The sequence below is a fragment of the Streptomyces sp. NPDC006309 genome, from assembly GCF_040613095.1.
Classification (GTDB): Bacteria; Actinomycetota; Actinomycetes; order Streptomycetales; family Streptomycetaceae; genus Streptomyces.
In genome coordinates, this window is sequence record NZ_JBEXRO010000003.1 from 14,957 (window position 1) to 29,648 (window position 14,692).

A 14,692-nucleotide genomic window follows, 5' to 3' on the forward strand; every position below is an offset into this window, starting at 1 on the left:
ACGGACGGCAGACCCGCAGACCGCCGACCCCGGACGGCAGACCCCGGACCCCCACCGCTCGGACGGCAGACCCGCAGACCGCCGACCCCGGACGGCAGACCCCGGACCCCCACCGCTCGGACGGCAGACCCGCAGACCGCCGACCCCGGACGGCCCAAGGGCCCGGGCCGTGCCGTTCCCCCGATCGGCGTAGCACAGGGCGCCCCCCGCCCCGGCCCCCGCCATGGTCGTAGGAGCAGGCCGTGACGTGACGCTCGTACGCCATGAGGGGGTGGCCCCACCGTGACCGACACCGCAGGCAGGTCCCTCGGTCCCGGTCCGGGAGCCTCCGCCACCGGTGACGGGCTCTCCCGGCGCCGGCGCCGGCGCTGGCTGCGGTACTCGGCGCTGGGGGCCGCCGTGCTCGCCGCCCTGGCCGGCGGGGCCGGATGGGCCGTCTACGCCAAGCTCAGCGCCAACATCACCGCCGACGACGCGGCGGCCGCCGAGCTGGCGCGCTACGAGCGGGAGCGGCCCACCGCGCTGGTGCGGGACGCGCAGAACATCCTGCTGATCGGGTCGGACACGCGGGCCGGTGAGGACAACGGCAAGTACGGGCGGGATCTGGGCAGCGAGCGGTCGGACACGACGATCCTGCTGCATCTGGCCGCCGACCGCAGCAGCGCCACCGCGGTGTCGCTGCCCCGGGACCTGATGGTGGACGTCCCCGCCTGCCGGCAGCCGGACGGCACCCGCAGCGACCCGGTGTTCGCGATGCTCAACCACGCCTTCCAGGTGGGCGGTTCCGCCTGCACGATCCGTACCGTCGAGAAGCTGACGGACATCCGCGTCGACCATCACGTGGTCGTGGACTTCAGCGGGTTCAAGGACATGGTGGACGCCGTCGACGGCGTCCAGGTGTGCCTGCGGGAACCCGTGGACGACGCGGCGGCGAAGCTGAAGCTGCCCGCCGGGAAGGTCACGCTCGACGGGGAGCAGGCGCTCGGGTACGTGCGCGCCCGCAAGACGCTCGGCGACGGCAGCGACACCGAGCGGATGGAGCGCCAGCAGCGGTTCCTCGGGGCGCTGGTCGGCAAGGTGCGCGGCGACGACGTCCTGCTGAACCCGGTGAAGCTGTATCCGGTGCTGGACGCGGCGACGTCGTCGCTGACCACCGACCCGGAACTGGCAAGTCTGCGCGGTTTGTACCAACTGGTGCGCGGACTGCGCGACATCCCCACCGAACGGGTGCAGTTCCTGACGGTGCCGAGGGAGTCGTACGTCTACGACTCCAACCGTGACCAGCTCGTGGAGCCCGCGGCCGAGCGGTTGTTCGCCCGGTTGCGGGCCGACCGGCCGGTCGCGGTGACCCGGGACGCCCACAGCGAGGACACGGGGAAGGACGCGGGGCAGGACGGCAAGAGCGACCCCTCGCCGGTGCCGACCTTCCGCGGGAACACCGCCGCCGAACACACCTGTGAGTAAGGGGCTCACCAAGACAACGGCCTTCCGTCCGGAAAATGAGGGGGATTGCCCGCTTGTAGGGAGGTGGAATTTGTCACCGGCGTCGCCCGACGCTGAACTGGGCGGATAGTGTGAGCGATCCGGTGCACCTGGCCGCGAGGTCCGACCTGGGTCGTGCACTGTTTCACCGAGACCCGAGCGCCGTAGGGGGAAGGCGCCGCGTGGCCCCGACGGAGGATTCGGACAACCGTGGACGCGCAAGGCCGTGGGCGGGCGGACAACATCGACCCCGCAGACCAGTGGGTACTCAATCCGAACACCGGCGAATACGAACTGCGACTGACTCCTTCCCCAGCGCAGTCGCCGGTCCCCGGACCGCGTCGCCCTTCTCCCCGTGACGGCGGTCGCGCGGCGGGCGGCCGTACCCGGCAGCCGGCCGGCGAGACCCGGCCGGAGCCCCGCACGCGCGGCACCGACGTGCCGCAGCCGCGCTCGGCCCGGCGCCGGGGCGCCGATCCGGAGCCGGAGCCGGAGCCGCCCCAGGGGCGGCGCGCGGCCCGGCGGCCGGTGAAGAAGAAGTCGAGGACGAAGAAGGTCCTGCTGTGGACCGGCGGGACCATGGCCTTCGTGCTGGTCGCCGTGACGGCCGCCGGCTACCTCTACATCCGGCACCTCAACGGCAACATCACGTCCCTGTCCGACGACGGCGCCAGCACCGGCGGCTTCAGCAAGGACCAGGCGATCAACATCCTGGTGATCGGCACCGACAAGCGCACCGGCAAGGGCAACGAGGGCTACGGCGACTCGGGCAGCGTCGGACACGCCGACACCACCATCCTGCTGCACCTGTCCAAGGACCGGTCGAACGCCACCGCGCTGAGCATCCCCCGGGACCTGATCACCGACATCCCGGACTGCCCGACGCAGCAGGAGGACGGCACCCGGAAGGTCATCCCCGGCTCGGTCGGCGCCCGGTTCAACCAGAGCCTCGGCCAGGACGACCGCACGCCGAGCTGCACCATGCGCACGGTGACCCAGCTGACCGGGATCACGCCGGACGATTTCATGGTCGCCGACTTCAACGCGGTCAAGACGCTGACCGAGGCGGTCGACGGCGTCGACGTCTGCCTGGCCAAGGACATCGACGACGCCGACTCGCATCTGAAACTGTCCAAGGGCACCCACACCATCTCCGGTGAGCAGGCACTGGCGTTCGTCCGCACCCGGCACTCCGTGGGCTTCGGCGGCGACCTGAGCCGGATCGGGCTCCAGCAGCAGTTCCTGGGCGCCCTGATGCGCAAGCTGAAGGGGAACTCCACGCTCACCAGCCCGACGAAGATGCTGAAGCTGGCGGAGGCGGCTACCAAGGCGCTGACCGTGGACGACAAACTGGACAGCATCGGCAAGCTGAAGGACCTGGGCCTGGAGCTGGGCAAGCTCAACCCGAAGAACCTGACCTTCACCACGGTGCCGGTCAAGGACAACCCGGCGGAGAAGGTCCATGCCACCGTGGTCCTGGACGAGGCGAAGGCGCCCGCGGTCTTCGAGGCCGTCCGCAACGACGTCTCCTTCAGCGACGTGAAGAAGAGGCAGAAGGCCGCGAAGGACGCCCAGGCCGCCCGGCTCAAGGGCAGCAAGGCGCCCGCCTCCGAGGTGCGGGTGCGCATCCTCAACGGCGGTGCCGTCAACGGCAGCGCCCAGGCGGTGCTCAACTGGCTCCAGAACGACGAGGGCGTGACCAGGTCGGAGAACGACGGCAACGCCCCGGCGCCGGCCGACCGGACGACGCTGGAGTACGCCCCCGGCCAGGCGGCCCAGGCGCGCCGGCTGGCCGCCCTCATGGGGATGTCCGGGTCGGCGCTGAAGCCGGGCAGGAGCGTGACCAACTCCCAGGGGCTGCCGGCGATGACGCTGACCCTGGGCAAGGACTTCAAGGGGGCGGGGGTCTCCCTCACGGTGCCGTCGAAGGCGCCGGAGGTCGACAAGTCCACGGCAGACAAGGTCAAGTGCGCCTCGTAGGTAACCCGACGGGCCCGTCGTGCGTCTAACCGGACGCGGGGCGGGCCCGTTGTCCGGCGCAAGGGGTGGGGAGGGCAGGGAGTTGGCGCAGAGTGAGGTGCGCGGACGGACTGCGGCGGTCGAGGACGCGAAGTCGCTCACGCCGCGGACCGCGGAGGTGCCGGCGGGGCGGGGCCGGGGCGGCGGCAGGCGGACCGGTGGTCCGAAGACCGAGCCGATACGGCGCAGACGGCGAGCCATGCGCTGGTCGGCGACCGTGCTGGCGGTGGTGATACTCGGCACGGCAGGCGCCGGCTATCTGTACTACCAGCATCTCAACGGCAACATCAAGAAGGGGGCGCGCGCCAACGGGGACGACTCCAAGGCGCACCGCACCGAGCCGAACGCGGCCGGTCAGACCCCGCTGAACATCCTGCTGATCGGCTCCGACAGCCGCAACAGCGCGGAGAACCTGAAGCTCGGCGGCAGCAAGGACCACGCCGGTGACCCGCCGCTCGCGGATGTGCAGATGCTCATCCACCTCTCCGCGGACCGCCGAAGCGCCGCCATGGTGAGCATCCCGCGGGACACCCGGGTGGACATCCCCGAGTGCAAGGACCCCGCGACCGGCAAGCGGTATCCGCCGACGAACGACATCATCAACGTCACCCTGGCCCGCGGCGGCGCCGGCTGCACCCTGCTCACCTGGGAGAACCTCACCGGGGTCTACATCGACCACTGGATGACGATCGACTTCGCGGGTGTGGTGCGGATGGCGGACGCCATCGGCGGTGTCGAGGTCTGCGTGAAGCAGAACGTGTGGGACCACCCGACGCCGGACGTGTCCGGCGGCTCGGGACTGAAGCTGCGGGCCGGAACGCACAAGATCTACCACGAGCAGGCCCTCCAGTGGCTGCGCACGCGGCACGCCTGGGGCGACGACCTGATGCGCGCCCGCGCCCAGCACATGTACCTGAACTCGATGATGCGCACGCTGAGGAAGCAGAACGTGTTCACCGACACCGGCCGGCTCATGGACCTGGCCGAGGCGGCCACCAAGTCGCTGAAGGTGTCCGAGGAGATCGGTACGGTCAAGAAGCTCTACGACCTCGGCATGCAGCTGAAGTCGGTGCCGGCCGACCGCATCACCTCGGTGACCATGCCCAACAGGCAGGACCCGCTCGACCGCAACCACGTCGTGCCGGACAAGCCCAACGCCGACAAGATGTGGCAGATGCTCCAGGACGACGTGGCGTTCGACAAGAACGGCGGGAAGTCCGGGGCGAAGAAGCACGCCAAGGGTGCGAAGGACGACAGGCCGACCAGGCAGCCGTCGGTCGAGGCGGGCCGGCTCGGGGTACTGGTGCGCAACGCCACCCGGACCGCCACGCAGGCCGCGGTCCCGCGGCGGGCCTCGGAGATCACCGGGACGCTCGTGGGCAAGGGCTACACCCGGGCCCAGGCCGACACCTCGGGCAGCCTGGCCGAGGACAGGACGGCCGTACGGTACCCGAGCGCCGACCTGGAGGGTGACGCGCAGGCCCTCGCCGCGGCGCTGGGCATCCCGATGAGCGCGGTGCAGAAGTCGACCGACGTCTCGGGGGTCACGCTCGTCGTCGGCGCGGACTGGCGCACCGGCACCTCCTACCCCGGCAAGTCCGAGCCGGAGGCGGGCGACCTGCCCGACAACTCCGACGCGGTCAACGGCTCGGACACGAAGTCGTGCATGCCGGTGTACAGCGTGTACCGGTGGTAGCGGGACGAATGGCGAAGGGCCCCGCCCGGAAGGGGTGGGGCCCCGTCGCGCGCCCCTCCCGGTCGGTGGGGCCGTGTGGCGTCCGGCCGGTCAGGCGGCGTCCAGGACGGCCGGACGCCGGGAGGCGATGACCTTCCTCGCCAGGGACCGGGGGCTGGTGAGGAAGCCCCAGCCCCAGCACATGTGCATCGTGGCGAGGGCCACCGGGATCTGTATCCGGGCCTTCAGGGGCAGCCCCCGGCCGGCCGGGACGGAGCCCGCGGCGATCGCGGCCAGGTAGCCGCCGGGGATCAGCAGACCCCACGGCGTCAGGGCCGCGCCCACCACGATCCCCGCCGCGATCGCGCACACCGCGGTCGGCGGGGCGAGGTAGCGCAGGTTGATGGAGCCCGAGTGGTAGCGGGCGACGACGTGCCGCCAGCGGCCGTAGTCCTTGTACTGCTTCGCCAGCGCCCGCACGGACGGCCGCGGCCGGTACGACACCCTCAGCTCGGGCGAGAACCAGATCAGCCCGCCCGCCTCACGGATCCGGAAGTTAAGCTCCCAGTCCTGCGCGCGGATGAACTCCTCGTTGTAGCCGCCCTGCCGCTCCAGGGCCTCCCGGCGGAAGACTCCGAGGTAGACCGTCTCGGCGGGGCCGGCCCGGCCGCCGGTGTGGAAGGCGGCGTTGCCCACGCCGATCTTCGAGGTCATCGCGGCGGCGACCGCGTGCTCCCAGTCGGTCTCGCCCTCGGCGTGCATGATGCCGCCGACGTTCTGCGCGCCGGTCTCCTCCAGGAGGCGGACGGCGGTGGCGATGTAGTCCGGCGAGAGCATGCCGTGGCCGTCGACGCGGACCACGACCGGATGCCGTGAAGCCTTGATCGCCGCGTTCAGCGCCGCCGGCGTGCGACCGGTCGGATTGGGGACGGTGTGCACGCGCGGGTCTTCGTGCACCAGCTCGGCGGCGATCTCGTCCGTGCGGTCCGTGGACGGACCGAGGGCGATCACGACCTCCATCTCGCCGGGGTACTCCTGCGCGAGGATCGCTTGGACGGCCCCGCGCAGATGCCGCTCCTCGTTGAGGACGGGCATGATCACGGACACAGCGGGGAGCCGCACGTCGGGCTTGGCGTTCATAGGAGAGTCACGTTACCGCGAACGGGGGACACCGGTGCGCGCCGCCGGGACGGCACAGCGGGCTGGAGATCGTATCGCCCTACTGTGCTCACGGATCCCACGTACGGCCTCGTCCGGAGGTGTCCCCCTTGCCCAGCCCGCCTCGGTCGCCCGCGCGTCCGCAGCCCCGACCGCAACCACCTCGCCGTGTGCCGCGGCCCCCCGAGCGGCCCGTGCGCTCCGTCCGGCCACCCCGGCGGCCACGCTGGGCCATGCGGGCGGTGACCACCCTCTCGGTCGTGGTGCTCGCCTCGGCCGGCATCGGGCACGCGGTCGTCAGCAGCCTGGATGCGGGCATCGCCCGGATCGACGCCTTCAAGGACATGAAGAACCGCCCCCGGGCCGGCCACGGCATGAACGTCCTGCTCGTCGGCACCGACGGCCGCGACAAGATCGGCGAGCGGGAACGGCGCGCGTACCGGCTGGGCGGCGAACCCTGCCACTGCACCGACACCATGATGATCGTGCACATCGCGGAGGGCCGGGAGCGGGCCACCGTGGTCAGCCTGCCGCGCGACTCCTACGCCGAGATGCCCGCGCACGTCGACCAGAACTCCGGTCAGCGCCACGGCCCGCACCCGGTCAAGCTCAACGCGGCCTACGCGGAGGGCGGCCCCCAGCTGACCATCCGCACCGTCGAGAGCATGACCCACGTGAAGATCGACCACTACCTGGAGGTCGACTTCACCAGCTTCATGCGGACCGTGGACGTGCTCGGCGGGGTGAAGGTCTGCACAGCGACTCCGCTGAAGGACGCGTACACCGGCCTGGACCTCCCGCCCGGCACGCACACCCTCATGGGCGGGCAGGCCCTCCAGTACGTGCGCGCCCGGCACGTCGACGGGGCCAGCGACCTGGGCCGGATGAAGCGGCAGCAGCGGTTCCTGGCCGCGCTGATCGAGAAGGCGACCTCCTCCGGGGTGCTGCTGAACCCGATGCGGTTCCGGGACGTGACCCGGGCGGTGCTCGGCTCGGTCCGCGCCGACGAGGGGTTCGGCACCGACGAACTGCTCGACCTCGGCCGTGCGATGCGGAACTTCTCCCCGTCGTCCTCCGAGTTCACCACCGTGCCCCTCGCGCAGGTGGACTACCAGGTCAAGGGCATCGGCTCGACCCTGAAGTGGGACCAGGCGAAGGCCGCCAAGCTGTTCCAGTCGCTGCGCGACGACAAACCGCTCACCGTGGACCGCCCGCACCACGGCCCGGCACCGGTGCCGGTGGAGGTGGCCCCGGACCAGATCCGGGTGCAGGTGCAGAACGGCTCCGGCACGGCCGGGCTGGCCAAGCAGGTCGACGCCGCGCTCGTGGCGAACGGTTTCGCCACCACCCGGCAGCCGGTGACCGCCTCCGCCCGCGTCCGGCACACGGTGATCTCCTACGACCCCCGCTGGGACCGCTCCGCCCGCTCCCTCGCCGCGGCCCTGCCGGGCAGCGAACTGCGCGCGGCCCCGGGCCAGGGCCCGCTGCTGAAAGTGATCGCCGGCCCCGACTTCGGCGACGTACGGAAGGTGCGCAAGGTCCGCTTCGAGGACCCGGGGCAGCCGGAACAGAACGTGGTGCGGGGCAGCGAGGTGGTCTGCTCCGGAAACGCGTAGGACGCCGGAGCGGGTCCCGTAGGACGCCAGATCGGAACCCACAGGACGCCGGAGCGGGGACCCACAGAACGCCGGACGGGACCCGCAGGATGCGGGAGTGGGACCCGCAGGACGGCGGAGCGCGACGCGCAGGACGGCGGACCGGGACCCGCAGACCGCCGGAGCGCGACGCGCAGGACGGCGGACCGGGACCCGCAGGACGGCGCAGCGGGAGCGTAGGACGGCGCAGCGAGACCCGCAGGACGGCGGAGCGCGACGCGCAGGACGGCAGACCGGGACCCGCAGGACGGCGCAGCGGGAGCGTAGGACGGCGCAGCGGGACCCGCAGACCGGCGGAGCCGGACCCGTAGACCGGCGGACGGGACGGGCGAGTCGCCGGAGCGGGGCCCGCAGGGCCGCGGGGGCCGGCGGCGGGCCGGGAGCTAGTCCTCGAAGCCCTCCGCGGCGCGCTTCTCGCGGAGTTCGCGGATCGCCCGGCGGCGGGCCAGGCGGTGGGTGCGGCGGATCTGGGCCTCCTGGTAGCGGCGGCGGTCGCGGTCGGTCTCGGGGATCACCGGCGGCACCCGGCGCGGGCTGCCGTCGGCGTCCACGGCCGCGAAGACCAGGTAGGCCGAGCCGACCTGGGTGGCCGGGTCGGACTCGTTCCAGCGTTCGGCCAGGACCCGGACGCCGATCTCCATGGAGGTCCGGCCGGTCCAGTTCACCTGGGCCTTGACATGGACCAGGTCGCCGACGCGGACCGGTTCCAGGAACACCATCTCGTCCATCGACGCGGTGACGGCGGGACCGCCGGAGTGCCGGCCGGCCACCGCGCCCGCCGCGTCGTCGACCAGCTTCATGATCACCCCGCCGTGCACCGTACCCAGCAGGTTGGTGTCGTTGTGGGTCATGATGTGGCTGAGGGTGGTGCGCGAGGAGGACGTGGGCTTGCCCGGGATGTCCGTTTCCCTGTCCATGGCCTGATCTGTCATGCCCTCCACCTTATGCCGAGCCCCCTTCGCGGAATTTGTGTCGGGTTCGCAACAGCGGCGCCCTGATTTTCCGACAGGCCTATGGAGCACACAGTGCGGCCCGGCACACTGGGGCCCATGAATGACTGGCCCGAGGGATGGTCCGACGACAACCGCGGCACGCGCCACGGACGCGGCAGTGCCGGCGCGCAGCCTGAGGGCGCGCGCGTGATGCGCCAGGTGCGACGGGGACCGTCGGCGCCGCCGTACGGGGCCGGCGTGCCGCAGCAGCCCTCGTACGTCGACGGCCGGGGGCACGACGACGGCGGCCACGACGCGTACGACGGCGGCTACAACACCGGCCAGGTCTACGGCGCCCCCGGCGGCCGTGGCCCGGACGGTCCCGGCGCGGCGGCCGGCCGCGCCCCGCGCCCCGCGCCGAACTGGCGGCGCCGGATCAAGTGGACGGCGATCACGGTGGCGACCGTGGTGGTCGTCACGTCGGTCGCCACCTACTTCTGGGCCGACTCCAAGCTGCGCCGCGAGGTGGACCTCTCCACGGTCATCGACCGGCCGGAGGGAGGCGACGGCACGAACTACCTGATCGTCGGCTCCGACAGCCGGGAGGGCATGTCCAAGCAGGACGAGACGAACCTGCACACCGGCGGTGCCGAGGGCAAGCGCACCGACTCGATGATGATCCTGCACGTCGGCGGCAACAGCGACACGCTGGTCTCGCTGCCGCGCGACTCCGACGTGGAGATCCCGTCGTACCGGGGCTCGACGTCCGGGAAGACCTATCCCGCCAGAGGCCGGCACGAGAAGCTGAACGCGGCCTACGCCGAGGACGGACCGACCCTGCTGGTCCGCGCGGTCGAGTACAACACCGGGCTGCACATCGACCACTACGTGGAGATCGGCTTCCAGGGCTTCGCCGACATCGTGGACGCGGTCGGCGGGGTCGACATCACCATCGACAAGGGCTTCAAGGACAAGTGGTCGGGCGCCGACTTCAAGGCCGGCAAGCAGACTCTCGACGGCCGGCAGGCCCTCGCCTTCGTCCGCACCCGGCACGCGTTCGCCGCGTCCGACCTCCAGCGCACCAAGAACCAGCAGAAGTTCCTGGCCGCCCTGGCCCACCAGGTGGCCACCCCCTCGACGGTCCTCAACCCCTTCAAGCTCTACCCGACCATGGGCGCGGGCCTGGACTCCCTCATCGTCGACAAGGACATGTCGCTGTGGGACCTGGCCTCCATGTTCTGGGCGATGAAGGGCGTCAGCGGCGGTGACGGCACCTCGATGAACATGCCGATCTCCGGCTCGGCCGGCGGCAACCTGCTCTGGGACAAGGCGAAGGTGAAGACCCTCGTCAAGGAACTGAACAACGACGAGAAGGTCACCGTCGCCGGCGGCTGACGGGCGGCGCGGACACGGTGCAAGGGCACCCGTGAGGGTGCCCTTGACGCGTGGCTCAGCGGAGCCGGGTCACATCGTGGCGCCCGCCATCGCGCGACAGGTCTCGGCGCAGCGGCGACACGCCTCCGCACAGCGCATCATCTGCTGGTCGTCCGGCATGGACATACACGCCTCGGCGCACATGTCACAGACCTTCGCGCAGAGCGCGCTCATCTCGCCGGCCATGGGCGAGCGCCGCATCATCATGTCGGCGCACATCCGGGTCGCCTCGGAGCAGTCCATGAGCGCGCGCATGACCTGCATCTGCGCCTGGCCGCCCTGCTGCATGCAGGAGCTCATGGTCTCCTCGCACATGCTGTGGCAGCTCATGCAGGCCTCGATGCAGTCCTGCATCTGCTGGCTGATGGCGGGCATCATTTTGGACTGGGTCATGGCTCCTCCTCGGAGGCGGTGGGGATCCGGGGCGGACCCCGTCTGCTTCCGTCCTACGTCCCGCACCGCCGCACCGCACGTCGGCCTACGGCCCTACGGCCCAGCGGAAGACGACGACAGCCCCCGGCGAGCGCGCCGGGGGCTGTGGGATCCGCCGAGTCCCGCTACGGGAGGTTCCTCGCCATCACGATGCGCTGGACCTGGTTGGTGCCCTCGTAGATCTGGGTGATCTTGGCGTCGCGCATCATGCGTTCCACCGGGTAGTCGCGGGTGTAGCCGTAGCCGCCGAGGAGCTGGACCGCGTCGGTGGTGACCTCCATCGCGGTGTCGGAGGCGAAGCACTTGGCGGCGGCGCCCAGGTAGGTGAGGTCCTTCTCCTCCCCTCCGGCGGCGACGCGCTCGGAGGCGGCGGCGGCCTGGTAGGTGAGGGCGCGGGCCGCCGAGATCTTCATGGACATGTCGGCGAGCATGAACTGGATGCCCTGGAAGTCGGCGATCGGCTTGCCGAACTGCTTGCGCTCCCGGACGTAGCCCTTGGCGTAGTCGAGGGCGCCCTGGGCGACACCGAGGGCCTGGGCGGCGATGGTGATGCGGGTGTGGTCCAGGGTCTGCATGGCGGTGGCGAAGCCGGTGCCCTCCTCGCCGATCATGCGGTCGGCGGGGATGCGGACGTTGTCGAAGTAGACCTCGCGGGTCGGCGAGCCCTTGATGCCGAGCTTCTTCTCCGGGGCGCCGAAGGAGACGCCCTCGTCGGACTTCTCGACCACGAACGCCGAGATGCCCTTCGAGCGCTTCGACGGGTCGGTCACGGCCATCACCGTGTAGTACTCCGACACGCCCGCGTTGGTGATCCAGCGCTTGACGCCGTTGAGGATCCAGTGGTCGCCGTCGCGGACCGCCTTGGTCTTCATGCCGGCCGCGTCCGAACCGGCGTCCGGCTCCGAGAGGCAGTACGAGAACATCGCGTCGCCCTTGGCCAGCGGGCCGAGGTACTTCTTCTTCAGGTCCTCGGAGCCGGAGAGGATCACCGGGAGCGAGCCGAGCTTGTTCACGGCCGGGATCAGCGAGGAGGACACACAGGCGCGGGCCACCTCCTCGATGACGATGACGGTGGCGAGCGCGTCGGCGCCGGCGCCGCCGTACTCCTCGGGGACGTGCACGGCGTGCAGGTCGTTCGCGACCAGGGCGTCGAGCGCCTCCTGCGGGAAGCGGGCCTCCTCGTCCACCGCGGCGGCGTAGGGCGCGATCTTCGCCTCGGCCAGGGCCCGGACGACGTCACGGAGCATGTCGTGCTCCTCGGACGGGCGGTACAGGTCGAAGTCAGCCGATCCGGCCACGGTCTCTCACGCTCCAAAGACGCAGTGATACTGACACTAATTACCGTTAAGTAACTGAATTTTAGAGCTCTGGCGCGAACACGCCTACGTGAGCTTGGTGACAGCGGGAAAGTTGCCCGGTGAGCGCCCCGACTATGCTCAGGCACCGCATGACCGACGGACCTGAGCTGGAGCACTCGTATGAGCCTGAAGATCACCGTGATCGGCACCGGCTACCTCGGCGCCACCCACGCCGCGGCCATGGCCGAGCTGGGCTTCGAGGTGCTGGGCCTGGACGTCGTACCGGAGAAGATCGCCATGCTGGAGCGCGGCGAGACCCCGATGTACGAGCCGGGCCTGGAGGAGCTGCTGCGCCGGCACGTGGCCGGGATCGAGGGCGCCACCGGGCGGCTGCGGTTCACCACGGACTGGGCCGAGGTCGGGGCCTTCGGCGACGTGCACTTCGTGTGCGTGAACACGCCGCAGAAGCACGGCGACTACGCCTGCGACATGTCGTACGTCGACTCCGCGATCGCCTCCCTCGCCCCGCATCTGCACGGCCCGGCCCTGGTCGTCGGCAAGTCGACGGTGCCGGTGGGCTCCGCCGGCCGGCTGGCCGCCTACCTCGCCGAGCACGCCCCGGCCGGCGCGGACGCCGAACTCGCCTGGAACCCGGAGTTCCTGCGCGAGGGGTTCGCCGTCCAGGACACCCTGCACCCGGACCGGATCGTCGTCGGCGTGCGCAGCGAGCGCGCGGAGAAGCTGCTGCGCGAGGTGTACGCCGGTCCGGTCGGCGCCGGCACGCCGTTCGTCGTCACCGACTTCCCGACCGCGGAGCTGGTGAAGACCGCCGCGAACTCCTTCCTCGCCACCAAGATCTCCTTCATCAACGCGATGGCGGAGGTGTGCGAGGCCGCGGGCGGTGACGTGGCGAGGCTCGCGGAGGCCATCGGGCACGACGACCGGATCGGCCGGAAGTTCCTGCGTGCCGGGATCGGCTTCGGCGGCGGCTGTCTGCCCAAGGACATCCGGGCGTTCATGGCGCGCGCGGGTGAGCTGGGCGCGGACCAGGCGCTGACGTTCCTGCGCGAGATCGACTCCATCAACATGCGCCGGCGCGGCCAGATGGTGGAGATGACCCGGGAGGCGCTCGGCGGCGGCTCCTTCCTCGGCCGGCGGGTGGCGGTGCTCGGTGCCACCTTCAAGCCGGACTCGGACGACGTCCGTGACTCGCCCGCGCTGAACGTGGCCGGCCAGATCCACCTCCAGGGCGGCCAGGTCACCGTGTACGACCCGAAGGGCATGGCCAACGCCCGCAAGGTCTTCCCGACCCTGGGCTACGCCGACTCGGCGCTGGCGGCCGCCCGGGGCGCGGACGTGGTGCTGCACCTGACCGAGTGGCAGGAGTTCCGCGAGCTGGACCCGGTGGAGCTCGGCGAGGCCGCGGCGGGCCGGGTCCTGCTGGACGGGCGCAACACCCTGGACCCGGAGCTGTGGCGGCGGGCGGGGTGGACGTACCGGGCGATGGGACGCCCGACCGCGTAACCGGACAGGCTGTCGCGGGTGACGCCGGTTCGGCCGAGGCTCAGTCGGCCGAACCGGCGTCTTTCCGCATTCTGCACCACATCGCGCCGGCTCAGGATCCCTTCGCGCGGTACCGCCGCATCTTCGCGCGGGCCCCGCACACCCGCATCGAGCACCAGCGCCCGCGCCCGGCGGGGCTGCGGTCGTAGTACGCCCAGTGGCAGGTGTCGGCCTCGCAGGCCTTCAGGCGGGTCCAGGTGTCCGCGACGAGCGCCTCGGCGACGGCGGCGGCGACCCGGGAGAACAGCGGGCCCTCGTCGGCGGGGACGAGGCGGGCCGAGCCGTCGTGGCCGTCGACGGTGACGTGGAGCGGGGCCCGGGCCAGCAGCGTGCCCAGCGGGGTCACCGCGCGGTGCGGCGGGTGGCCGGCGTGGGCGAGCAGCGCGGCCCGCAACGACTCGCGCAGCTCGCGGGTGTCGGCCAGCGCGGCCCGTGCGATCCCGAGGCGGGCGCGGCCCTCCGCGGTGTCCAGCGAGTCGGCGCCCGTCTCGATGTCCAGCGTGTTCACGAGGGACTCGATCAGGGCCAGGCCGCCGGGAGCGGCCGTTCTCTCGCTCATGCTTGCGACGTTACCCCCGATGCGGGAGCATGCGATGGCCGTTACCGGTTACCCGGGTCTTCGGGTAACACAAGGAGGTTCGTCATGGCTCTCGCCAAGCTCGGTGTCGTGGTCCTGGACTGTCCCGACCCCCGTGCGCTGGCCGGTTTCTACGCCGGTGTGCTGGGCGGCGCGGTGGAGGGGGAGGGAGAGTGGGTGGACCTGAAGGTGCCCGGCGGGCCGGCGCTGGCCTTTCAGCGGGCGCCGGGATTCGTGCCGCCGCGGTGGCCCGCCCCGGACGACTCGCAGCAGTTCCACCTGGACCTGATGGTGGAGGACCTGGACGCGGCCGAGAAGGGGGTGCTGGAGCTGGGGGCGAAGCCGCTGGACGCGGCGGACCGCTCGCGCGGTTTCCGTGTCTACGCCGATCCCGCGGGGCACCCGTTCTGCCTCTGCGCCTGCTGACGGGGCGCAGGCCGGTCCCGGAGCCGTTCCGGAGCCGCTTC

At 71.5% G+C, this 14,692-nt stretch carries 12 protein-coding genes; 7 read left to right on the forward strand and 5 right to left on the reverse strand.

The genetic code is table 11. From position 1 onward, the window contains the following. Positions 1-282 precede the first annotated feature (282 nt). From ABZ117_RS04860 to ABZ117_RS04870, 3 genes are all read left to right on the forward strand, one after another. Positions 283-1,464: an LCP family protein gene (locus ABZ117_RS04860; RefSeq protein ID WP_356817428.1), complete on the forward strand. Its 1,182-nt coding sequence runs from the start codon at positions 283-285 to the stop codon at positions 1,462-1,464. A 228-nt stretch (positions 1,465-1,692) separates the two neighbouring features. Next, the gene (locus ABZ117_RS04865) at positions 1,693-3,462 is read left to right on the forward strand and encodes an LCP family protein (RefSeq protein WP_356817430.1); all 1,770 of its coding nucleotides are present in this window, start codon (positions 1,693-1,695) and stop codon (positions 3,460-3,462) included. Positions 3,463-3,700: 238 nt separating this feature from the next. Next, on the forward strand, positions 3,701-5,197 hold the full coding sequence (locus ABZ117_RS04870) for an LCP family protein (protein ID WP_356817432.1): 1,497 nt from the start codon (positions 3,701-3,703) through the stop codon (positions 5,195-5,197). 90 nt (positions 5,198-5,287) lie between these two features. Here ABZ117_RS04870 and ABZ117_RS04875 read toward each other — a convergent pair whose 3' ends face one another. Further along, positions 5,288-6,316, reverse strand: coding sequence for a glycosyltransferase family 2 protein (locus tag ABZ117_RS04875; protein WP_356817434.1), 1,029 nt, complete (start codon positions 6,314-6,316; stop codon positions 5,288-5,290). A gap of 251 nt (positions 6,317-6,567) precedes the next feature. Here ABZ117_RS04875 and ABZ117_RS04880 point away from each other — a divergent pair, with 251 nt between their 5' ends. After that, positions 6,568-7,950: an LCP family protein gene (locus ABZ117_RS04880; RefSeq protein WP_356817436.1), complete on the forward strand. Its 1,383-nt coding sequence runs from the start codon at positions 6,568-6,570 to the stop codon at positions 7,948-7,950. 422 nt (positions 7,951-8,372) lie between these two features. Here ABZ117_RS04880 and ABZ117_RS04885 read toward each other — a convergent pair whose 3' ends face one another. After that, the gene (locus tag ABZ117_RS04885; protein WP_356817438.1) at positions 8,373-8,921 is read right to left on the reverse strand and encodes an acyl-CoA thioesterase; all 549 of its coding nucleotides are present in this window, start codon (positions 8,919-8,921) and stop codon (positions 8,373-8,375) included. A 117-nt stretch (positions 8,922-9,038) separates the two neighbouring features. On the opposite strand from ABZ117_RS04885, the gene ABZ117_RS04890 reads away from it, so the two are divergent. Next, on the forward strand, positions 9,039-10,316 hold the full coding sequence (locus ABZ117_RS04890; RefSeq protein WP_356817440.1) for an LCP family protein: 1,278 nt from the start codon (positions 9,039-9,041) through the stop codon (positions 10,314-10,316). Between the two features lie 69 nt (positions 10,317-10,385). Here the strand turns inward: ABZ117_RS04890 and ABZ117_RS04895 are convergent, their stop codons facing one another. Both ABZ117_RS04895 and ABZ117_RS04900 read right to left on the reverse strand, forming a co-directional pair. After that, complete coding sequence (locus tag ABZ117_RS04895) at positions 10,386-10,748, reverse strand: four-helix bundle copper-binding protein (RefSeq protein ID WP_356817442.1); 363 nt, start codon at positions 10,746-10,748, stop codon at positions 10,386-10,388. 164 nt (positions 10,749-10,912) lie between these two features. Beyond that, complete coding sequence (locus tag ABZ117_RS04900; RefSeq protein ID WP_356817444.1) at positions 10,913-12,085, reverse strand: acyl-CoA dehydrogenase family protein; 1,173 nt, start codon at positions 12,083-12,085, stop codon at positions 10,913-10,915. A 180-nt stretch (positions 12,086-12,265) separates the two neighbouring features. Here ABZ117_RS04900 and ABZ117_RS04905 point away from each other — a divergent pair, with 180 nt between their 5' ends. Next, entirely contained in the window at positions 12,266-13,609 is a 1,344-nt protein-coding gene (locus ABZ117_RS04905) for a UDP-glucose/GDP-mannose dehydrogenase family protein (protein ID WP_356817446.1), read from the forward strand. Between the two features lie 91 nt (positions 13,610-13,700). On the opposite strand, the gene ABZ117_RS04910 is transcribed toward ABZ117_RS04905, so the two are convergent. Beyond that, the gene (locus ABZ117_RS04910; RefSeq protein WP_356817448.1) at positions 13,701-14,207 is read right to left on the reverse strand and encodes a CGNR zinc finger domain-containing protein; all 507 of its coding nucleotides are present in this window, start codon (positions 14,205-14,207) and stop codon (positions 13,701-13,703) included. 84 nt (positions 14,208-14,291) lie between these two features. On the opposite strand from ABZ117_RS04910, the gene ABZ117_RS04915 reads away from it, so the two are divergent. Then, positions 14,292-14,651 (forward strand): VOC family protein, encoded by a 360-nt coding sequence (locus ABZ117_RS04915; protein WP_356817450.1) that lies wholly within the window; start codon positions 14,292-14,294, stop codon positions 14,649-14,651. Positions 14,652-14,692: the final 41 nt, after the last annotated feature.